This is a genomic window from Denitrobacterium detoxificans (genome assembly GCF_015062615.1).
In the GTDB taxonomy this organism is placed as follows: Bacteria; Actinomycetota; Coriobacteriia; order Coriobacteriales; family Eggerthellaceae; genus Denitrobacterium; species Denitrobacterium detoxificans_A.
Window position 1 is genome coordinate 115,622 of record NZ_SUUH01000004.1, and the last position, 21,160, is coordinate 136,781.

Genomic DNA, 21,160 nt, shown 5'->3' on the forward strand with positions numbered 1-21,160 from the left:
TATGGCATTCTCTAACATCATCGTGCGCCGTCCGTGCCCTGCCGTCTGCGATGGCATCACGAGTGCTCCCGAGCTGGGCAAGCCCGACTACGAGAACGCGCTGCGCCAGCATGACGCATACATTCAGGCGCTGGTGAGCCTGGGTCTGGAAGTTGACGTTCTTCCCGACGCCCCCGAATTCCCCGATAGCTGCTTCGTGGAAGACACCGCCGTGCTCACGCGCGAGTGCGCCATTATCGACAACCCTGGCGCCGGCACGCGTAATGCGGAAGCTGAGCTCATGGAGCCCATCATTCGCCGTTACTATCCCGAAGACCGCATCGAGCACATTGTTGCCCCCGGCACGCTGGAAGGCGGCGACGTCATGATGGTGGGCGACCACTTCTATGTGGGTCGTTCCGCGCGCACCAACGAAGAGGGCATCCGCCAGTTCATCGCCATTCTGGAAAAGTACGGCCTGTCCGGCAGCGAAGTGCCGCTGGAGGAAGTGCTGCACCTGAAGACGGGCGTGAACTACCTGGAAGACAACAACATGCTGGTGAGCGGCGAGTTCATCGACAAGCCTGAGTTTGCCAAGTACAACAAGATCGTTGTTCCCGAAGAAGAGGCCTATGGCGCCAACTGCATCTGGATCAACGGCACGGTCATCGTTCCCGAGGGCTACCCCACGGTGCTCAAGGCCGTTCAGGACCTGGGCTACGAGACCATCGTGGTCGACACGAGCGAGTTCCGCAAGATCGACGGCGGCCTGAGCTGCCTGAGCCTGCGCTTCACCGCTCTGAAGTAATTGCTGCGGGCATGCCCGCAAACCAAAGCCAAACTCGGACGGCCTGTGGGAAAACCCGCAGGCCGTTGGCGTATGTTGGGTGGGTTCGTTCTTATGCGTGCGAGAGCTCGACGGGTCATTGCGGTTGGGTAATGCGAGGCGCGCTTGCTTGGATGCATTTCGCTTGTTGTGGCATTCGCCGATGGGCCGCATGGCGTATGGGTAAACTGCGCGGGCGCGCAGCTGCGATTGCGGTATGCTCGAGCGAACGAGGGAAAGGAAGAACATGAAGCTGCTGATTGCTTCCGATATTCATGGTTCGGCAACGTGGTGCCGCAGGTTAATGGATGCTGTTTCCCGTGAAACACCCGACCGCATTGTGCTGCTGGGCGATGTTCTCTATCACGGCCCGCGCAACGATCTGCCCGAAGGGTATGCTCCCAAGGAAGTTGCTGCCATGTTGAATGAGGTGGCGGAATCCATCGTGGCTGTTCGGGGCAATTGCGATGCGGAAGTGGACCAGATGGTACTCGACTTTCCCTGCATGGCTGACTACGCTACCCTGGTCGACGGTGATGCCACGCTGTTCTGCACGCATGGTCATGTGTGGTCGCCCGAGCGCATGCCATTGCTTCCCAGTGGTGCGGCGTTTCTTTCGGGGCATACGCACGTGAAGGTGAACGAGGATGTGCGCATGCGCGTGAATGATGGCGTGCTGGTGCCCGCGCGTGGGGAAGGCGTTGGCGTGGCGGGAGACGACGTGCGTACCATTCGACTGGTCAACCCTGGTAGCGTGAGCATTCCGAAGGACGGAAGTCACAGTTTTGCGTTGTATGAAAACGGAGAATTCGAACTGGTGCAGTGGTAGGCAGGTGAACGGCCGTTGCGGTGTCGGGGCCTTTCGCGGGCTTGTTCGCCGCGTCGTCTGCTGTCGATGAGTGCTTCCGTTGAAGGTGTGCTTTGTGTGTGCGGCCGAATTATCGTTGCATTGTCTCTATGTTCGGCGTATTCTAATCGAGCTGCTTCAAGCAGCGTCAGACATTGCGGGGTGGAGCAGTCTGGTAGCTCGCCGGGCTCATAACCCGGAGGTCGTTGGTTCAAATCCAGCCCCCGCGACCAAAATTATAAGGCGCCTTCGGGCGCCTTTTTCATTCTCCGCGGGGGCTGCCCTTGCGGGCCGTTCCTGGGGTTCCCGCAGGCGGGAACCCATTCTCGCTAAAGACGAGCCACAGGCTCGTCTTTCGGGCGCTCGAATCCCTGCGACCAACATTGACGCAGGTCGGCTCACTAATTGAACGAGCTGGCCTGTTTTCGTATGCCCCTTCGAGCCTTCTGCCGTGACTTTGGGAATGTTCCGTGATGTGCCTAACCGTTCCGCGCGTCGCCGATGGCCGGTTCCGCTTCAGGGCGTTGGCGCCTCAGGGGTCCGTGCAAGGCCCTATAGGTGAGTCTATAATGAAGCCAGCGCGTTTCGGTATTCCGTTGCGCCAGTCAAACTAAGCGTCAAACTCTGATGACTGCCACGGGAAGGAAGCGGACGATGGGTCGCAAAGCGAATGCCACGGAAACCCCCGAGCACTCGGCAGCTAGCCGGATAACGAGCACCGATGAGCTTGACCGTTACATAAAGGTGGCAAACCCAAGCGCGTGGGTCACGGTCTTCGCGATGCTCCTTCTGGTTGGCGCCATCGCCGTGTGGGCGATCTTCGCCGTGGTTCCCGTCACCGTGAACACGACGGGTATCGTATTGCAGGACCCGGATGCAGGCGAATCGGTCGTCGTGTGCTGGGTCGACAAGCAGGCAGCCGATCGGATCGGTGATTTCGGCGTGAAGGCGAGCATCGACGGCGCCGAAGCGAAAGATGCGCGCATGAACGAGGCCCCCATGTCGGCCTCCGAGGTGATTAAGTTTCTGGGGAACGACTTCTATGCGGAGTCAATTGATCTCGCGGACTGGAACTACCCCGTCGTCATAGAGCCCGACGGCGATGTGGGGGGCTCGGATTTTGCTATAACCACCGCGCTGGGGTCGGCGCGCCTCGTGCCGGTAAGTCTTGTTGTGGCAGAAAAGAATCCCGTAAGCATAGTTACGGGAAGGGGCTAGGAAGCGCATGCTGCAAAAAAGCGCGCGCAACGTCCCTGTCGTCATGCAGATGGAGGCCGCCGAAAGCGGCGCTGCCTGCCTGGCGATGATCCTTGCCCATTACGGTCGCTGGGTTAACCTCGAAGAAGCGCGCATGAAATGCGGCGTGAGCCGCGACGGATCGAGGGCCGACAAGATCCTCGCAGCCGCACGCTCGTATGGCATGCAGGCGACATCGCGCGATTGCCCTGCCGCGGAAATCAGGGAGTCGGGGGCATTTCCGTGCATCGTGTCGTGGAACGCGAATCACTACGTGGTTCTGCGCGGGTTCGCGGGAAGCAGCGCGTTGCTGAACGACCCCGCGCGCGGTTCCGTGAAGACGAGCGCGAGCGAATTCGAGCGCTCGTATGGCGGAGTGGCGCTGGAGCTCGCCCCGACGGAGGCCTTCGAACAGGGAGGGAAGCCGCCCTCGACCGTCGAGTTCGCGCGTAAGCGGTTGCGCGGCATGGGGAAGTCCATAGCGTTTGTCGCCCTCGCCATGTTCGTCATTTCCCTTGCTGCCCTCATGGCCGCTACCGCGTCTACGGCGTTTATGGACTACGTGCTCACAGGCGAGGCTCCTCAGTGGCTTGGACCCATTATGGTGCTCCTCGCCCTGCTCGTGGGGGCCCAGTGCATCGTGAACATCGCGAGCGCCCTGTTCCTTAACCGCATACGAGCCAAGTTCGCCGTGGTGGGCGCCTCTCAGTTCATGTGGCACCTCCTGCACCTGCCGGCCGGCTTCTACGGGCAGCGCACGGTCGGTGATCTGCAGCAGCGTCAGGAAGCAAACGAGACGATCGCCGCCACGCTCGTCGACAGGCTCGCGCCGGCGGTGTTCAACGTGGTGCTCGCCGTGCTGTACCTGGCGTTCATGTTGGGCTACAGCTGGAAGCTGACGCTGGTTGGGCTCGTGACGGTGGCCATCAACGTGTCGGTTGCCGGGTGGGCTTCGCGCGCCCGCGTGAACCTTACGCGACAACAAATGCGCGATAGGGCATTGCTTTACTCCAACACCATGGCGGGTATCGAGTCTATAGAGACCATAAAAGCCTCAGGGGCTGAGGAGGGCTTCTTCGAACGCTGGTCGGGGTATCAGGCGCTTGTGAGCGACGCTGGCGCACGGTTCAACAAGGCCGACCTGTACTTCGGCGCGGTACCCGAATTCCTCGGCGCGATCGCGAACACGACGGTTCTGGTCTTGGGGACCTCCCTCATCATGTCAGGCGAGTTCACCGCGGGCATGCTGCTTGCCTTCCAGGGTCTGCTGTCCGGCTTCGTGGGGCCGGTTGACTCGATCGTCGGTCTCGGCCAGCAGGTCCAGGAGATGCGCACGTCGATGGAACGGGTTCAAGATGTACTCGAGCATCCCGCCGACCGCGGCGATTACAAAGGCGAGAAAAGCCCCGCGCCTTCGAAGCTTTCGGGCGAGATAGAGATAGACCATGTGTCGTTCGGGTATTCGCCGCTCGAGCCGCCGCTCATAAAGGATTTCTCGTTGAAGCTACGCCCGGGAGCCTGGGTCGCGCTCGTGGGGTCGTCAGGTTCGGGCAAATCGACCATCGCCAAGTTGGTGAGCGGGCTCTATGAACCCTGGGAAGGCGAGGTTCGCTTCGACGGGGCCCCGCGTGGCGAAATCGACCCCGACCGCCTAAGCGGATCGCTTTCCGTCGTCGACCAGGACATCATGACGCTGCCGGATACGGTGGACGCGAACATTCGGCTCTGGGACGGCACCATCGAGAACTTCGAGGTGGTGCTCGCCGCGCGCGATGCCGGTATACATGACGCCATCGTCGAGCGCGAGGCGGGCTACCAAGAAATCATCGCCCCGCGCGGAAAGAACTTCTCGGGCGGGCAGCTGCAGCGTCTCGAGATCGCGCGGGCGCTGGCGATGGATCCTACCATCGTCATCTTGGACGAGGCGACAAGCGCGCTCGACGCTAAAACAGAGGCTCATGTCATGCGCTCGATTCGCGAGCGCGGCATAACCTGTATCGTCGTGGCGCACCGGCTCTCCACCATACGCGACTGCGACGAGATAATCGTGCTCGACGAGGGTCGCGTGGTGCAACGCGGCACCCATGAACAACTCATGCACGAGGGCGGCCTCTACGCCGAGCTTGTGCGGTCCAACTAATGCGGAGGCTTGAAGATGGGCTTGTTCTCAGAGCAGATCGAGGAGCGCCGCAGGCTGGACGAGGCGGAGCTTGCGGATTCCTACGCCCGCCTTGCTGCATCCGCATCGGGTTCAGAGCGCGCACGCGGCTTCAGGCTCGACGACGCAGCTGCCGCCGACAGCGCGCTCGACGCCGTTCTGACGTTCTACGGGAAAAAGCCCGCCCAGGTCCCCGCCGATGTGACGAACCCGATGGAGCGCATCGAATGCGCGCTGCGTCCGACGGGCGTGATGAAACGGCCCGTGCGCTTGGAAGGCGAGTGGTGGCGCGATGCGGCGGGCGTCTACCTGGGCCACCTCAGTGGCGGCGGGCCCGTGGCGATTTTGCCCAAGGGGGCACGCGGGTACGCTTACGTGGACCCGTCGACGGGGCGCAAGGTCTCCATCGGAAAGCGAACGGCGGGGTTGCTCGAACCCGAGGCGCTGTGCTTCTACCGCCCTCTGCCCGCTCGCGAGCTGACCGCGCGCGACGTGCTTGATTTCATGCGCGGGTCGCTCACGGTGTCCGATTACGCCCTCCTACTCGTCGCCACGCTGCTGGTCACGTTGCTCGGCATGCTGCCCACCACCGCCTATCGGCTGCTGTTCGATGCCGTTATCCCCTCGGGGCAGGCCTCGCTCATAGCGCCGATCGGCGTGCTCCTGTTCGGTATCGTCTTCTCGCAGGCGCTCATAAAGGTGAGCAGCTCGGTCGTTAACGCCCGCCTCATGATGAAGATGCAGGTACAACTGGAGGCGGCCACCTATGCCCGCGTCATGCTGCTGCCTCCGTCATTTTTCAGGAGGTTCGCGGCGGGAGATCTGGCGCATCGCGTCTCGAGCGTCTCGCTGTTCGTCGAGATGTTCGCGAAAAGTGCTCTCAGCGCGGGGCTTACGTGCGTGTTCTCGCTGCTTTACGTGCTCCAAATCCTCTCATTCTCGCCCGCGCTCGCGCTTCCCGCGCTCGCGGTGGCGTTGCTGCAGCTGGTCGCGGTGCTGCTGGCGCTTGCGCAGACCGTGCGGTACAACCGGATGCAGATGCAGCGCAAGACGGAGCTCTCGGGCGTCGTTCCCGCCCTTTTGCGCGGGGTTGCGAAGCTCAAGGTGGCGGGGGCCGAGCGCAGGGCGTTTTCATTCTGGGCGCGCAGGTACGCTGGGATGGCGCAAGCCCTGTACGGCCGGCCCGCCCTGCTGCTCGCAGCCCCCGCGCTCGTGCCCCTCATAGCGGCGGCAGGTACCATCGTGTTCTACGGCATCGCCGCGACGGCGGGGATATCGGCCGCCGACTACATGGCCTTTAACTACGCGTTCGGCATGGTTTCGGGCGCCATCGCCGCGCTTTCGGTTGCTATCCCCCAGCTCGCGCGCCTGAGACCCGTGTTCGAGATGTTCGAGCCCATCATGAAGGCCGTGCCCGAGACCCTATCAGGCCAGCGGCAGGTCTCTTCGTTGTCAGGCTCCATCGAGGTATCGAACGTCTCGTTCAGGTATGCGGACAACCTGCCGTTCGTGCTCGACGGTGTGACGCTGAAGGTTGCGCCGGGGGAATACGTGGCCATCGTGGGGACGACGGGGTGCGGCAAGTCGACCCTCTTGCGGCTGCTGCTCGGCTTCGAGAAGCCGACGGGCGGCTGCGTCTTCTACGACGGCCAGGACCTCGCTTCGGTCGACGCGCGCTCGGTGCGCCGCAACATCGGCGTCGTGATGCAGAACGGCGACCTGTTCGCAGGCGACCTGTTCGGAAACATCACCCTCATGAACCCCCATGCCACGATAGACGACGCGTGGGAGGCCGCAGAGCTCGCCGGCATCGCAGACGACATCCGCAAGATGCCCATGGGCATGCAGACGCTCGTGAGCGAGGGTGCGGGCGGCATGTCGGGGGGCCAACGGCAGCGGATCCTCATAGCGCGTGCCGTATGCGGCAAACCGCGCGTGCTCATGCTCGACGAGGCCACGAGCGCGCTCGACAACGTGACGCAGCGCCATGTGAGCGAAGCGCTCGCACGGCTGGACTGTACGCGTATCGCCATCGCACACCGCCTGTCAACGATACGCGAAGCGGACCGCATCGTCATGCTTGACGGCGGCCGCATCGTGGAAGACGGATCGTACGACGAGCTCATAGCCCTTGGCGGCAAGTTCGCCGACCTGGTCGAGCGCCAGCAAATCGACCGGGAATGACAGTAACCTGACGACGGTGGCGTCTGTGTCTGTGGACGAGAATGCCGTGACCACTGCGATTGACGACTCGTCGACGCTGACGGACCTGTTCTACACGTTCTAGGGGTGCAACAAGCTCACGAGGATCTACGCGGACGCGACTTGGGCGCTGCTCTCAGTACCTTTCCGCGTACTCCCGGCGAGCCTTCGCGGTCGCTTCCTTGATGAATTCGGTTTTCGCCTCGGTGTAGGCGTCTCTGTCGTGCTCGAACTCTTTCCAAAGGCGCAGCTTTAGGGCCTCGTATTCCTTGGCGGTCTGGGGATGCGCGTTGAGGTAGTCGCGGAAATACAGCTCGTCGTTGTCCCCGACGAGCCTCAGGTGGACGTGGTAGACCCTCTCGGCGAACCCATCCTTCGTGTAGCCGAGGTTGAGGGAGATCCGCTTCCCCTCGTTTGACATCATGGCGAAGCCGGAGCGTTCGAGCTTCTCCGCCGCCTTCTCCAGATCTGACAGGCTGGGGAGTTCGACCATGACGTCGACTATGTCCTTGGCCCATATGTTGTCTACGGCAGTGCTGCCTATGTGGCTGATTCTCTCGATCGCACAGCCTTTCAGTAGTTCGACCAAGCGGCCTTCGATCTCGTCGTACTGCTGGCGCCATGCGTCGTCATGCTCAACGAGGAATATGGGAAAGAGCTCCCACAGCTCTTCCAGCGTCATGTCCGATAGCTCTTTTTCCATGTCTTCTCTCCTGAGCGGTTCGTAATCTCAGGCACCACATTCTAAGGCACGGGCGAGGTTGTGACGATGGGTGATGCTTCACGAAAACGATTGTGACGGCCACGGGAACGCTGAGCCGGTGTCACTCTTTCCAGAACGCCTGATACGCTGCGGCTCCGGCGTCGGCGGAGTCGCACTCTTCATCGTTGCGATGATCGCCGCCTTCGTCGTGCTCGGGTGCCTGATCTTCGCGATCGGCAAAATCCTCGGCCGCGTTGCCAATCGCAAATAGCCCGCATTGATTTCGTCTAGTCGCGCTTGCGCCTGCGAGCCGCGAGCGCGAGCGCCGCAGCGGCCAGCATCACGAGGGCGGTGGCTGCGGGAGCCACGTACGGCATGGTGTCGCCGGTCTTTGAGAGGCCCGACCTCGACCCGCCCGTGGCGCTTGCCCTGAACTTCACGCTCTCCACCTGCGATGAGACCACCTTTGACTCTCTGTCGAAAGAGGTGTGCGCCTGGTAAGGCACCGACGCGATGTTCTTGTCGGCGTTGAGGTAGGGGTCGAGCCTCACGCCTGAGCGCAGCCTGGCCTTGTAGGAAATCTGTATGGTCTTGCCGCGCAGGGCCGTGGCATCGTCTATCTCCACGGTGAGTTTCTGGCCGTCGATGGATGCCTTGGCAGAGCTTAGCGCCGTGCCGTCGCACGTCACGGCGACGTCGCTGGCGTCCACCGTGTATTGCAAGACGCTCTCGAGGTCGACCCAGGTGCGCACGAACGTCGCCCAGCTGGGCACTTCCTGGTTCACGGTGTAGGTGATCTCGTCCGTTTGAGAGGCGAAGGCGGAACCCTTGCTGTTGGACATGGTCGGCGCGGGATAGGCCTTCTCGGCAATGGTGGAGGTCACCGTCTGCGTCTGGGAGTCGACATGGCTCGCATCGCCGGCCACCTTGTAGTAGACCGTGTACTTGCCCGGATCCGTTGCGGTGGGCAGCTCGGCGGCATACGCCTCCCCGTCGAGCGAGTACAGCATGGTGCCGCCGCTGGCTGCGCCCTCCGTCACCAGCTCCTGGGGCTTGCCGGTGTAGGGAAGGCTCTTCCCCGCAGGCGACGTCGTAGCGGAAGCCGCGGTGGCCGGGAAGAGGGCCCGTCTGTAGCCGCTCAGGTCCTTGCTATCTGCGTTGGCCGCAATGGACGTCTTGCCCTCGGTACCGGCAACGTCTGAATAGCCAAGGCCGACAACGGCGTTCTTCACGCTGGTGTCCGCGTTGATGGCGCCGGCCGGGCCCTGGGCGATAAAAGACGCAACCCCCTCTTCGATCACGAGCGAGCCGTTGCCGGATTTGCCCAGAGAATTGTTGGCGCTCACGCCGTACGCTTTGTCGCCGCTTCCAGTTGCCTGGACGGAGCCACCCTTTACGGTCATGATGCAGCCGTCAATGCCGATGGCGCTGCTTTCGCTTTCCCTACTTTCCACTACGACGCTGCCGCCGTTGATGACGACGCCGGGCACCAATTCCGTTTCGCCCGATGAGGGGTGACGCACGGCGTAGATGCCGTATTGGTGGCCCTTTGCGGTGATCGTGCCGCCGTTGACGGTTAGGGTGCCGTACTCACAGGCAATGGCACAGGGGGCCATGATGCTTGTGGTGTAGGAAGCGGGAACGGAGCATTGGGCGGAAACCTCTCCGCCGTTGATGACGATGTCGCCTCCCACGGAGATGCCGTGATATCCCTTCGCGGCGACCGTGCCGCCGTCGATTCTCACGTCACCGTATTCGGCGCTTATCCCGTACAGCGAGTTCGCGCCCCCTGTGGTTTCGGCGACAACCGTTCCGGCGTCTGCGCCGATGGCAATCGTGCCCTCGTACGAATAGATGCCGTAATCGCAGCCTGTCGCCGTTACCGAGCCGCCCTCGACGTTCACGTCGCCCTTTGCATAGATGCCGGCCCCTCCGTTTTCCATGCCGCCGGCATTTGCAGAAAGGCTGCCCGTCCCTCTGACCGTCAGGCTCCCCGCGCAGAAGATGCCGCAGTAGCGATGGGGTGGATTTCCATCCTCTTCGTCGGCGCTGCCTTCTGAAGCGTTGCCGTCCGTAGGATCGGCGGTGACGACGATGCTGCTTTCGCCTGCAAGCTCGATTACCAGCGCGCTGTCAGCATTCCAAAAGATCGGGGCGTGGCGATAGTAGTCCCATTCGCCATCGTAGTCCTGCAGCGTTTCCATATTGCCCGGGCCCGTGTAGCTGTAGCCGCTCAGCGTTAACGTAGCGGGATTGCCGTTCGCGGCCGGCGTGAAGCTCCAGCCCTGACCCTGCAAGTTATCGCTCGTGACCTGGGTCTCGCCAACCCAGAGGGGGTACGTCTCGGCGGCGGTCTGCAGCTCTGCGGGCGCAATGCGACCGGTTTCGGCATCATCCGCCAGGGCCTTCCCTAAACCCGCGCCGGACATAAGCCCCAGCACCATGGTGATGACTACAATCAGGCTTAGTGCGAGCCTTGGCAGCTTCCCTTTGGGAGTTGCTTCCATGTTGGTCTCCTCTCCCAACGCGTGACGCGCCAATGTCTTGAAACGGCCTGCGTCGACGTAGCAAAAGCATCTGCGTCCATTATTAGTACGAGCGTCGTCTAGGTGCGGATGGCTGTGGATGATGGAGGCAAGCAGTTGCGTTTCCGCCACCGCCTATGCGGGGCGGCCGGCCGGCGGTCCCGCATGCTGCATCCAATGCTAGCCCCTTCGGAGCGACGAATCAAACAGTTTTCGATTGAGGTCGAAACAAACTGTAATGGGCGTTACTTTTCACGGCTTGGCCAGGGTGACAGGGGGACGGTTCTTCTGTCACCTTTCTGCTGTCCTTCTGTCGCCTTGCGTCGCTCCATGCTGGGTCGTTGGTGACCGATTTCTAAGCCGCTGGGTGACAGCAGAACCGTCCCCCTGTCCCTCTGTCACCTTTGAGGACTACTCGCGTCTGCTCGCCAAGGACCCCAATCTTGACCTCCGCGTTTTACAGAAACCACCTCCGCTGTCCCACGTGAGGGACAATTTGTGTCCTAGGGGCGTGGGATAATGCCGCCATCGCGAAAGTGGGGTGACGAGCATGAGCCAGGTTTACGATTGGTTCAACTATGACAAGATGGAGCGTCTAGACTGGTGGTGGAGCTGTGGTGGGAAGCTTTGGGGGAGTTGCTGGACGAAGTGCGAGGAAAACAACGCCCTTCTGACCCTTTTGGCAGGGCGCTGGAAAGGCGACCGAGTCATTCGATATGGCTGTGAGGGGCTCGACACTCCCGAGGACGGAAGGCCGTTCCTCAAGGAAATCGAGGGCGTTTGTGTCGAGGACAGGTACTACGACAGCGTGGACGTCACCGGGCTTTTCGAGGAGACCGAGGGCCATCCCCACGACGTGTACGACGAGGATGACAACTTCGTTGGCGAGAAGCCTTTCGAAGGCCCGTTCGAGCTCAAGCTCGAGTGGTACCGCTACATCATCAACGTCGACAGGAAGCAGTTTTACGATCGCGAGAGGACCGCGGTTCGCTACGTCGACTACGATGGGGTGCACAGGGACGACCTGTTCACCGTGCTGTGTACGCCTTGGGGAAGGCGCGATATGGTGGGCGGCGAGCGGCTTGAGTCCTGGTTCGGTGAGGTTATGGCCGTATCCAACGACCGGCCAGGCATTGAATTCGAGGACATCACTGACGTCCATTGCGACTACAGCGTACCAACCAATCGCAGCGACAAAGAGATTCTTGCCTACGTGAACGAGGGTGCTCCCAACTACGACGCTGATCCAAAAGGTTGGGACAGGCATGTGTCACAGAGGCTTGCAGAGCTGATTGGCAAGCCTTCACGTATCAGGAGGTGACTCGGATGGATTGGAGCAAAATACAGTCTTGTGCGGATGCCGACCACCTCGTGAGGATGGCAGAGCATTTCCATGATTGGTATCTCGCAGGCATCGGGTACGACCCGCTGGCAAGGGCCGGGAGCGGCGAGAAGAACTTGGCGCGCTTCACGACCGAGACCGACTCGCTGACCATCCTCCTCCGGTACGACTCTGTTGACGAGAACGGCGACTGGCCGGAGATAGAGTTGCAGTTCCTCGGCGTATACAGCATGGGCTTCGGACCCCCAAAAGAGTCAGATCCCTTCTTTGAATGCTGGATTGAGGAGACAGCACGGGGCTGGGCTTTCATAGGCGAAAACCCGCTGACCGATGAGGAGAGGAAGCATCCGTACAGAATCAAATCCACCCTCTACGTCGTTGGCGGTGAGCTCAGATGGCGATTGGCCAGCGGAACGTTGTGGGCAATGGAAAACGAGGAGGGAGTGTAGCGCCATGGGTAGCATAATTGGATGGCACTGCGAAGACTGCGGGGCTGGTGAGAGCTTCTACCGCGGCGGTGGGATGATGGGCTTCAACGAGCCCGCTGCTGTCGAATACTCTAGGAGCGGCACCTTTGGTCCCGCAATGAAACGGCTGCTTGGTGGTGGGATACCCGATGGGTGGACGGTCTTCACCGAGAACGTTTTTTACAGGTGCCCCAACTGCGACGGGGTAATTAGCGGCGGTGTTCTCAGGATCGATGACGGGGGCGGAGGGTGGCTAACCTTCCACATCAAGCCCGATGCCTGCGAGACGTGCAAAGAGGAGCTCGTCTTCTGGGATGACAAGGTTCCCATGAGTGAGAACGAGCTCTTGTCCCGATGCGAGGCATATGCGGAGAGCGGTTGCCCAAAGTGTAGCGGTGCGAACGTCCACATCGATGCGGGAAATTGGGATTGACGAAGATAGGAGCATCCCATGCTGAGAGAGTACGGGCGCATCAGAGTTAGGGAAACAGGGATGTACGGCACCATCGTCGACTGGAGGTCTGGCGACGACCATTGTGAGGTCGAGCTCGATGGTTGGCAGCACGAGGGACAAATCGATGGCGATAGGCAGTTTCCGTACCCCTTCGCGGTGTCAGACCTTGAAGAGCTGATTGAGGTTGACGAGACCGATCGGAGGGCTCTCTTTGACGCCTTCGACACGCTGGTTATCTCAAGCTTTTGCTACATGACCTTCCCAAACTCGCCAACCATCGTGGTGAGGCGGATGGATGACGGCGTGCAGGCAATTGTACATAGCTGGGACTTCGAGACGAACAAGGCCGTCGCCGTTGAAGGCTCCGATGCAACGAAACTGCTGTCCGCGGTCTTTGCGACCCATGCGGACAGATGGGTCGAGTCCTTCGGGCCAGATTGTTGCGTTTTTGACGGATGCTCCTGGACGTTGAGTATCTACTCGGGCAATCGATACTTCGAATGTAAGGGCGAGAACGCTGTGCCCGATGAGTTGGTGGAGCTGCTATACGCTGTGCATGAAGTCGGCTTGCCGCTTGCCTGGAACGGGTACGAGATCCTTTTGCCGCATGTTATGGGAGAGGACGAATGAGAGAGCCGGACAGCCCAAGTATCCCCGCAACCGAATCAGAGCTCCCCAGGTGGGCCTGGTGCCTCGTTGCGAACATACGAAAAGAAGGATACCCAGGTTCAGGCCCTCTCGATAGCAGAGGTGGTACCAAGCACTTTGCCCCCGGTGCATGCTCGCATGGCGTTAGAAGCTGTTCTCCGCCAGCCAGGCTACTGCCTTCTCCACCATCTCCGTGATGTCGGTGCCGTCGGCGGCGATAACCCGCTGCTTCGCGAGCCCCTTGCGGAAGTCCACGTGCGCTGCCTCGGCGAAGTTGTTTTTCAGGTAGTTGTTGTCGTCGGAGAAGCTGGGGTCTGGCTGGATCTGGCAGATGCTGTATGCCTGCAGGATTGCCGTCACGGGGACGCCGTGGTACTCGAGCCCTTTGTACTGATCGATTTGGCTCTGCGGTATCGGCGCGCTCTCGCGGTAAATCCTCATGGCCTTCTCGAGCACCTCCTGCTCTTCGTCCGTGAGCGGCACGGCCTCGCCGGTGGTCCTCGTGTTGTCGATGACCTGCTCCATGGTGCTCATGCCCGAAAGAACCGCGATGACATCTTCCTTCTCCAGGCAGAATCGCAGGGACCACGATGCGATGCTCCAGTCTGGGTGCACGGACCTGAGCAGGGCCTCCGCCTCGTCTGGCAGCTTTGCGAGTCCGCCGCCCTTTACGGCCTGCATGATGACGACCTTGCGGCTGTGTTTGCGGATTACGTCGTAGCAGTCGCGCCCCTGCACCACTTCGCTGTCCCAGTCGATAGGGTTCACGGAGATTTGGACGAACTCTATCTCGGGGTGCTCGGTCAAGACGCGGTCCAGCAGCTTGGCGGAGGAATGGAACGACATGCCCAGGTGAGCAATCTTGCCGTCTTCCTTCCATTTCTTGGCATGTTCGAACAGGTGCGCTGTTTTCGCGATGCCGCCCGTGCCGTCGATGCCGTCGTAGATGATGGTCTGGATATTATGGAGCAGGTAGTAGTCGATGTACTCGACGCCGAGGCTGTCCAGCTGTCCCTGGAAAATCTCTTCAGCTTTCTCTTCCGGAGGCATCAGGAGGGCGGGGAACTTCGTCGCCACGGCGAAGCTGTCCCTGGGGTGCCTCTCGACCAGGGCCTTGCGGGTGGCCTCCTCGCTCTTCCCTTTGTGGTAGATGTAGCTCGTGTCAAAGTAGGTGTTGCCAGACTCGAGGAAGGCATCAACCATCTGGTTTACCTGGTCGTAGTCGAAATCGGTAGGATTGCCGTTCAGTACCGGTAGCCTCATCATGCCAAATCCGAGGTTCTTCATGCGCTCACCCTCCTTAGGTACGCGCGGCTCCGGCTCGCGCCCCTGTCGCATGTGCGGTTTTGCCCCTTCCTCATTATATCTTGGCAGGCGCGCAGGCGCTGGCTCTGCTCGCCCTGCGGGTCGCTGATTTGTTGCTATCACGCTTCCAAATGCACGACTATAATAATATGTAGGAAACGTGGAGGGGGAGAGCATGATACGGGGTGACGGCGGTTCTGACCAGGACTTAATGTGGCGGGAGGGCGTTCGTGACGTCGTGCTGCAAGACAGCTTCATAACCATCACGACGTCGAGCTATGCACTCCCGGATGGAACCGAGTTCGGACCGTACTATGTCTATTCCACCAAAGACTCCGTCACTGTCATTCCCGTCACGGATGACGGGCGCATCGTGTGCGTGCGCCAGTTCAGGCCCGGTGTTGCTCGTGTCATTACGGAGCTGCCCGCCGGCGCCATAGACTCTAATGACATGCCCTCTGGCCCAAGCGACGCGGACGTGTTCCGTCGCGCAGCCTGTAGCGCTGCTGCCCGCGAGCTCAGAGAGGAAACGGGGTATGTGTCAGACGACCTCACGTTCTTGGGCTCCATGCCCCTTCACGCCACGGTGTGCCGCGACGTCAACTACTGTGTCTTGGCTCGAAATTGCAAGCTTGCCGGTTCTCAGAGCCTGGATCCAACTGAGTTCATGCACGTCCAGCTCGTGACGCCTCGGGATCTCGACGAGATGGCGCTGGGGGAGGGTGGGTTTCTGCAGCTTTCCCACGCTTATTGGTGGCTTCGTTTTGGAAGCCTTGCCCGCACGTTCGAGGAAGGTGCGTCATGAAGGTCGTGATCTTAGCGGGAGGTGCGGGATCGCGCCTCATGGAGCTTACGCGCGATTGTCCAAAGCCGCTGGTTACCATAGGTGGCATGCCCATCATATGGCACATCATGAAGACCTATGCCTCATTTGGCCACAATGAGTTCGTTATCTGCGCGGGACACCGTCAGGACATGCTGAAGCGCTGGTTTTCGGACTATTTCCTGTCCCGTTCCGACGTCACCTTTGACCTTACGGGGCCCCAGCCAGCTCTTGAGGTGCTCGACACCCGCTGCGAGCCCTGGCGCGTGACGGTTGTGGACACCGGTCGGGATGCTCTCACTGGCGATCGTCTGACTGCCGTCCGCGACTATGTGGACGACGACACCTTTATGCTCACCTATGCCGACGGGGTGAGCGATATAGACCTTGACGCCCTCGTCGCGCATCATCGCCAGGCGGGTCGTGTGGCTACCATAACCTGCGTGCCTCGCCATCAGTCCAAGGGGCTGGTGGATGTGACGGAGCAAGGCCTTGTGCAGGAGTTTCGCGAGAAGAACCATGCGGATGACGAGCTCATCAATGCCGGCTATATGGTGCTGGAACCTGACGTCTTTGATTACCTGGGCGACGCCCCCGGCATTTTCGAGCAAGGACCCATCGAACGACTTGCGGCCGCCGATCAGTTGGCTGCCTATGTGCACGACGGCTTTTGGCAGTGCATGGACACACTTCGCGAGCGTACGCTTCTGGATGCGCTGGTACGCGAGGGGCGCGCGCCGTGGGTAAGGTGGGACTAGCTCATGGCCGGCATTCGTTTCATGGAGGTGGCTCTGCGCGATGGTGGGTTGGGCTTGCATGATAGTTATGCGGCCGGCCTGCCTTTCGAACGCATCCCGCCCCAGGTGGCTCGGCGTTTCTGCGAGGTCATGGACAAGTCGGGCGTCGACCACATCGAGCTGGGGCAGATAGAGCTGCCCGAGCGGTCCCACCCCGAGTTCTGCATGTTTGGTGGCATGGAGGAGGCTTCCTCCTTTATTCCCGCGCGCACGGGCGACTGGCGGCGCTGGGTGGCCATGTACAACGATATCCACACGCCCGCGGACCTCGTACCGGACTGGCGACCAGGCCTCTGCGGCACCGTGCGCGTGGTTCTTCGCTACTCCGAACAACAGGCGTCGTTGGACTTCTGTCGCATGCTCAAGCGCAAGGGGTACTCGGTCTTCATGCAGGTTGCGCTCTTCATGCGCTATAGCGCCGAAGAGTTGGCGTGGCTGTGCGACCAGGCCAATGACATCGGGCTCACGGCGCTCTACTGCGCCGACTCCAATGGCTATATGCGTCCAAGGGACGTGGACCGTGCGCTTTCTATCTTCGACGAGCTCCTAGACCAAGACGTCGCTATGGGCTTTCACGCCCACAACCACTCGCAGATGGCCTATGCCAACGCCCTTGCCGCTCTGGCCTTTCCGCGCTCAAGCGGGCGCACGCTCTACCTGGATGCCTGCGTGCTGGGCTGCGGGCGAGGCGCGGGCAATCTCAAGACCGAGCTCATAGTTGACGACCTCGTGCGCGACTATGGCATGGACCTGGACATATGCGCGATTCTAGATGCCTGCGAGCTCATGGAGGAAGTCGTCGGTCGCCCACATCTGGACTGTGGTTCCTACAGTCCCGTGAGTGCGCTCACCGCTATGCACCGCTGCGGCTATGCTTACGGTGTGGCCCTCGTGCACGAACTGGGGCTGTCTTATGCCGACGCGCACCGTGTGCTCTGCCACCTGGACGACGTGAGCCCCGATGCCCGCCACCGCTTTACGCCGAGCAATCTTGATGCGTTGCTCGCCGCCGCAGGCATGGGCAGCGCGCGGGGAGGGGATTAGCATGACCTTTGCCGAACTCGTGGCGTTGGCCCTGGTGCAGCGTGGCGTAACCGATATCTTTGGCATTCCCGGTGCGGTGCTTCTGGACTTTCTCTATACCGCGGCCGAAAAGAACGTGCGCCCGCGCATTTCATACAACGAGCAGTCGGCGGCTTTTGCCGCCTGCGGCTATGCCCAGGCTGCGAGCTACGGCTGTGCTTTTGCCACCAAGGGTCCGGGCGCTACCAACCTGCTCACGGGTATGGCCGATGCCTACTGCGAAGGTGCGCGCGTCCTGTTCCTTACCGCGCATGGCGGCCGCGCGCTTGTGGGGGAGCGTCGCCTTGCCACCAACCAGGAGGTCGACGTTGTAGCCATGGCGGCGCCCGTGGCCCTGGTGAGCGAGCGTGCCGACACGGTCGACGGGGCCGTCGACGCCCTCATGTGCGCACTGACGGCCATGGATGCGCCCCGTGGTGGCCCTGCGTTTCTTGATATTCATGCAAGCCTTTGGTCGTCCGAGGTGCCCGAGCCGGTGCCCGACGTCGCCCCTGCGCAACCTGCCTGCGAGGATGCGGCCGAGCTGGACGCGCAAGTCCGTGACTTCGTTGCCATGGCTTCGCGTCCCGTGGTGCTCGTGGGCCAGGGCGCGCGCACGGCCGATCCACGCGTCGTCCGCGCCTATCTGGCGTCGCTGGGTGCGCCCATTGTGTGCAGCAGGCCTGCACTTGATGTCGCCTGCGGACTGCCCCATGCGTACGGATACGTGGGCTCGCGTGGCATCCGCGCCGCCAATCGCGTGCTTGCCCAGGCATCTCACTTGTTGGTCCTGGGCAACCGCATGGGCTTTCCCGATGCGTCGACGTCGTTCAGGCCGCTCGTGGACAACGTGTCCATTCTGCGTCTCGACGCTGACCCCGCAGAGCTTGCGCGCTCTTTTGGCGGTCAGGTCCGTGAGTGCGACCTGCGCGCGTTCTTTTTGGCCGTGGATATGCCCGAAAGGTCCGACATGCATGCGGAGTGGTTGGCTGCCTGCGACAGAACGACCGCCCAGGTGGCGCATGCCGACGTGACGCCACCCGTGGCCGACCTCATGCGTCTGCTGGAGGGGCTGGACGAACGCGCCGTGCTTGCCGTGGATATTGGAAACAATTCGCATTGGCTCTCCATTGCCGCCCATGAGCTGGGGCTTCCTAACCATCAGCTGCATTCGCACTCCTTTGGCGCGCTGGGTTCGGCCCTCGGGCGTGCCATTGGTGCGGCGCTCGCGGGCGCACCCCACGTGGTTTGCACCATGGGTGATCAGGGCCTACAGATGAACTCGCAGGAGCTGCAGCTCGTACGCGACCTGAGGTTGCCCATCACCATCGTGGTCATGAACAACCACACGTCGGGCATGATCCGTGACCGCCAGCTGGATCGCGACGCCTTCCTGCTCACCACCAGCGACTCTGGCTACGGCGTGCCCGACCTCGCCTCCCTTGCCGCCGCCTACGGCCTGCCATACGCTCGCGCACGGGACCTTACGCGCGGTTCCGGCCCTGCGTTAACTCGCGCCGCCGCTCCGCTCGTTGTTGAGGTCTATGTGGACGGTACAATAGAGGCACAGCCCAACCTTCCGGCCGGGGCCCCGCTCGACCAGCAGACCCCACCGCTGGAACAGGGTGCGGAATAGGGGGCGTGTTCTTGTTTCATGCGGGCAAGGTAGGGTAATGGAGCTGGGGCAACAACCTGATGCCCCTGGTTCCGGTCGTCTTAGGGAAGGGAGTGGGTCCGTGAAGATATTGCGCGCAAAGACATCCAGCCTCTTTGAGGGTCGCCCGCTCACGGGAGCTCACCTTGCCAACACCAAGCTCAACGAAGCTGAGATGCGCGCCGGTGCCACGGTGCTCAAGAGCTACCCGCGCCGCCTGGTATTCGAGCTCACCAACCGTTGTAACCTCAACTGCATCATGTGTGGCCGCAACTCCGCCAACTTTCAGCCCACCACGCTGGACATAGACACTTTCTGCAGCCTCGAGCCCATCATGGACCATGTGGAGGAGGTCACCCTTATGGGCTGGGGCGAACCCACGGTCAATCCCTGGTTCGCCGATATGCTTCAGGTCATAGCCGACCACGGTGCGCGCGCTTACTTCTGCACCAACGGCATGCGCTTGGACGCTCTTGTTGACAAGATCCTGGATACGCGCGTCGAGGTCTTTGCCGTGTCGGTGGACGGCGCCACGCAGGAGAGCAACGCCCGCATACGACGCGGCGCCGACCTGGACCGCATTTGCGAGTCCCTGCGCGAGCTCTTTCGTCGCGCCCAGGCCCGCGGCCAGGAGCCGCCCTGGGTCAACTTCGTGCTGTGCGCCATGCGCGAGAACATTGCCGAGTTGCCCGCCGTGGTCCGCCTTGCCCATGAGACCGGCGTGCGAGAGGTCAAGGTCGTCTACCTCACGGCCTTTGACGAAGCTCAGGCGCCAGGTGTCCTCTGGGGTCACGAGGACGAAGTTCGAGCCGGCTTTGACGCCGCCGTGAGTGAGGCCGAACGCCTGGATGTGGCCCTCAAGCTGCCCTACGTGCCTGGGCAGGACCCCGCTGGCGCCGCCCCGCACCGCCCGTGCTTCACGGCATGGCGCGACTTCTTCCTGGGCTCCGATGGCTACGTGCGTCCCTGCATGTCCACCTCGCAGAAGCTCATGCGCTACGATGCGGGCGCCGACTTCCTTGCGATGTGGAACGCGCCTGAGTTCCAGCGCCTGCGCGCCACGGTCAACCAGGAGGGTGCGATGCCGCCGCAGTGTACGCGCTGTTACCAGTCGTCGCACTGCAACTGGAATCTGCGCTCGTCGTTTCTGCAGGTGGGGGAGGTATTCTCCCCAGAGTGGGAGTGAGCCGTGCGCGTTCTGGAGATCATAGTTCCGGTCTTGTTCATGATCACGCTGGGGTACCTATCCCGCGTGACTGGCTACATTACGCGCGACCAGGCTGACGGTGCTAAGAACATTGCCTTCAAGGTGCTCTTCCCGTTCCTCATCTACAATGCGACCTTCCACGCCGATCTGCGCGCCGACTACATTCTCATCATCATCTTCATTTACCTGGCCTATATCGCGATTATGTTCTTGTGTGGGAAGGCCGGCGGCTGGGTGGGAGAGCGCTACCGGCGCACCGCCGGCTTTCTTGCGGCGACAACCGAGGGCGGCGGCGTGGCGCTTCCGCTCTACATCACGCTTGTGCCCTCCCAGCATATGCTCAACATCGTCATGTTCGACATTGGCGGCATGTTTTGCGTGCTCAGCATCATCGCCTTTGTCGAGAAGAACGTGGCGGGTGCGGTGTCCCTGAAGACCGTGGTTGGGGCCATCGTCAAGAATCCCATCATCATCGCGATGGTCGTCGGCCTCACGCTCAACGCGCTGGGCGTGGGCCATGGCCTGACAAGCACGGGCCTTGCTGGCCTCAACGACGCCATTGCGTCCATGATCACCAAGCCCATCGAGGGCATCGTCCTCTTTGTGCTGGGCTACGAGCTTAGGCTCGAGATTCGCATGATAGGCCCGCTGCTACGCATGCTCGTCCTGCGCCTGGCCGCAGCTGGCGTCATTATTGGCGGCTTCTTCTTGCTCTTTGCCGACCGCATGGCGCAGTTGCCCTTCATAGTGGCGGTGCTGCTGTACTTCCTGAGCCCACCCTCGTTCCTGATGCCGACGCTTGTGGGTCCTTATTGTGATACGGATGACGAGAAGAGCTTCATGTCCGCGTTTCTCCCGCTCAACGTGTTGCTCACGATTGTGGTCTACCTCGGCTTAGCCATCCTGGTGGGGTACGCTGGCTAGG

The 21,160-nt window shown here is 61.5% G+C and carries 19 protein-coding genes and 1 tRNA gene; 17 read left to right on the forward strand and 3 right to left on the reverse strand.

Going from position 1 to position 21,160, the window contains the following annotated elements:
* Position 1 precedes the first annotated feature (1 nt).
* From E7002_RS06570 to E7002_RS06595, 6 genes are all read left to right on the forward strand, one after another.
* Complete coding sequence (locus E7002_RS06570) at positions 2 to 787, forward strand: dimethylarginine dimethylaminohydrolase family protein (RefSeq protein WP_303728061.1); 786 nt, start codon at positions 2 to 4, stop codon at positions 785 to 787.
* A gap of 265 nt (positions 788 to 1,052) precedes the next feature.
* Positions 1,053 to 1,634 carry a phosphodiesterase gene (gene yfcE / locus E7002_RS06575; RefSeq protein ID WP_303728062.1) on the forward strand — a complete coding sequence of 194 codons (582 nt, stop codon included), beginning with the start codon at positions 1,053 to 1,055 and terminating at the stop codon, positions 1,632 to 1,634.
* Positions 1,635 to 1,808: 174 nt separating this feature from the next.
* Positions 1,809 to 1,885 (forward strand) — tRNA-Met (locus E7002_RS06580).
* A 421-nt stretch (positions 1,886 to 2,306) separates the two neighbouring features.
* Positions 2,307 to 2,870 (forward strand): hypothetical protein, encoded by a 564-nt coding sequence (locus E7002_RS06585; RefSeq protein ID WP_303728063.1) that lies wholly within the window; start codon positions 2,307 to 2,309, stop codon positions 2,868 to 2,870.
* A gap of 7 nt (positions 2,871 to 2,877) precedes the next feature.
* Positions 2,878 to 5,028 carry an NHLP family bacteriocin export ABC transporter peptidase/permease/ATPase subunit gene (locus E7002_RS06590; protein WP_303728064.1) on the forward strand — a complete coding sequence of 717 codons (2,151 nt, stop codon included), beginning with the start codon at positions 2,878 to 2,880 and terminating at the stop codon, positions 5,026 to 5,028.
* A gap of 15 nt (positions 5,029 to 5,043) precedes the next feature.
* Positions 5,044 to 7,230, forward strand: a complete 2,187-nt coding sequence (locus E7002_RS06595) for an ATP-binding cassette domain-containing protein (protein ID WP_303728065.1) — start codon at positions 5,044 to 5,046, stop codon at positions 7,228 to 7,230.
* Between the two features lie 154 nt (positions 7,231 to 7,384).
* Here E7002_RS06595 and E7002_RS06600 read toward each other — a convergent pair whose 3' ends face one another.
* The gene (locus E7002_RS06600) at positions 7,385 to 7,951 is read right to left on the reverse strand and encodes a GrpB family protein (RefSeq protein WP_303728066.1); all 567 of its coding nucleotides are present in this window, start codon (positions 7,949 to 7,951) and stop codon (positions 7,385 to 7,387) included.
* Positions 7,952 to 8,024: 73 nt separating this feature from the next.
* On the opposite strand from E7002_RS06600, the gene E7002_RS06605 reads away from it, so the two are divergent.
* Positions 8,025 to 8,222, forward strand: coding sequence for a hypothetical protein (locus tag E7002_RS06605; RefSeq protein WP_303728067.1), 198 nt, complete (start codon positions 8,025 to 8,027; stop codon positions 8,220 to 8,222).
* Between the two features lie 16 nt (positions 8,223 to 8,238).
* Here E7002_RS06605 and E7002_RS06610 read toward each other — a convergent pair whose 3' ends face one another.
* Entirely contained in the window at positions 8,239 to 10,458 is a 2,220-nt protein-coding gene (locus E7002_RS06610; RefSeq protein ID WP_303728069.1) for an isopeptide-forming domain-containing fimbrial protein, read from the reverse strand.
* A 568-nt stretch (positions 10,459 to 11,026) separates the two neighbouring features.
* Between E7002_RS06610 and E7002_RS06615 the strand changes: the two genes are divergently transcribed.
* The 4 genes from E7002_RS06615 to E7002_RS06630 are packed head-to-tail and all read left to right on the forward strand — an operon-like array spanning position 11,027 to position 13,369.
* Positions 11,027 to 11,797: a hypothetical protein gene (locus tag E7002_RS06615; RefSeq protein WP_303728070.1), complete on the forward strand. Its 771-nt coding sequence runs from the start codon at positions 11,027 to 11,029 to the stop codon at positions 11,795 to 11,797.
* A gap of 5 nt (positions 11,798 to 11,802) precedes the next feature.
* Positions 11,803 to 12,267 (forward strand): hypothetical protein, encoded by a 465-nt coding sequence (locus E7002_RS06620; RefSeq protein ID WP_303728072.1) that lies wholly within the window; start codon positions 11,803 to 11,805, stop codon positions 12,265 to 12,267.
* 4 nt (positions 12,268 to 12,271) lie between these two features.
* Positions 12,272 to 12,718: a hypothetical protein gene (locus E7002_RS06625; protein WP_303728073.1), complete on the forward strand. Its 447-nt coding sequence runs from the start codon at positions 12,272 to 12,274 to the stop codon at positions 12,716 to 12,718.
* An 18-nt stretch (positions 12,719 to 12,736) separates the two neighbouring features.
* Positions 12,737 to 13,369: a hypothetical protein gene (locus E7002_RS06630; protein WP_303728074.1), complete on the forward strand. Its 633-nt coding sequence runs from the start codon at positions 12,737 to 12,739 to the stop codon at positions 13,367 to 13,369.
* Between the two features lie 162 nt (positions 13,370 to 13,531).
* Here the strand turns inward: E7002_RS06630 and E7002_RS06635 are convergent, their stop codons facing one another.
* Positions 13,532 to 14,653, reverse strand: coding sequence for an aldo/keto reductase (locus E7002_RS06635; RefSeq protein ID WP_303728075.1), 1,122 nt, complete (start codon positions 14,651 to 14,653; stop codon positions 13,532 to 13,534).
* Between the two features lie 214 nt (positions 14,654 to 14,867).
* Here E7002_RS06635 and E7002_RS06640 point away from each other — a divergent pair, with 214 nt between their 5' ends.
* The 6 genes from E7002_RS06640 (at position 14,868) to E7002_RS06665 (ending at position 21,159) form a co-directional block, all read left to right on the forward strand.
* The gene (locus E7002_RS06640; RefSeq protein ID WP_303728076.1) at positions 14,868 to 15,497 is read left to right on the forward strand and encodes an NUDIX hydrolase; all 630 of its coding nucleotides are present in this window, start codon (positions 14,868 to 14,870) and stop codon (positions 15,495 to 15,497) included.
* Complete coding sequence (locus E7002_RS06645) at positions 15,494 to 16,273, forward strand: sugar phosphate nucleotidyltransferase (protein ID WP_303728077.1); 780 nt, start codon at positions 15,494 to 15,496, stop codon at positions 16,271 to 16,273. The genes E7002_RS06640 and E7002_RS06645 overlap by 4 nt, the downstream gene beginning before the upstream one ends.
* A 3-nt stretch (positions 16,274 to 16,276) precedes the next feature.
* Positions 16,277 to 17,356: a hypothetical protein gene (locus E7002_RS06650; protein ID WP_303728078.1), complete on the forward strand. Its 1,080-nt coding sequence runs from the start codon at positions 16,277 to 16,279 to the stop codon at positions 17,354 to 17,356.
* A gap of 1 nt (position 17,357) precedes the next feature.
* Complete coding sequence (locus tag E7002_RS06655; RefSeq protein WP_303728079.1) at positions 17,358 to 19,010, forward strand: thiamine pyrophosphate-binding protein; 1,653 nt, start codon at positions 17,358 to 17,360, stop codon at positions 19,008 to 19,010.
* Between the two features lie 100 nt (positions 19,011 to 19,110).
* Positions 19,111 to 20,214: a radical SAM protein gene (locus tag E7002_RS06660; protein WP_303728080.1), complete on the forward strand. Its 1,104-nt coding sequence runs from the start codon at positions 19,111 to 19,113 to the stop codon at positions 20,212 to 20,214.
* A 3-nt stretch (positions 20,215 to 20,217) separates the two neighbouring features.
* On the forward strand, positions 20,218 to 21,159 hold the full coding sequence (locus tag E7002_RS06665) for an AEC family transporter (protein WP_303728081.1): 942 nt from the start codon (positions 20,218 to 20,220) through the stop codon (positions 21,157 to 21,159).
* The last annotated feature ends 1 nt before the right edge of the window (position 21,160 follow it).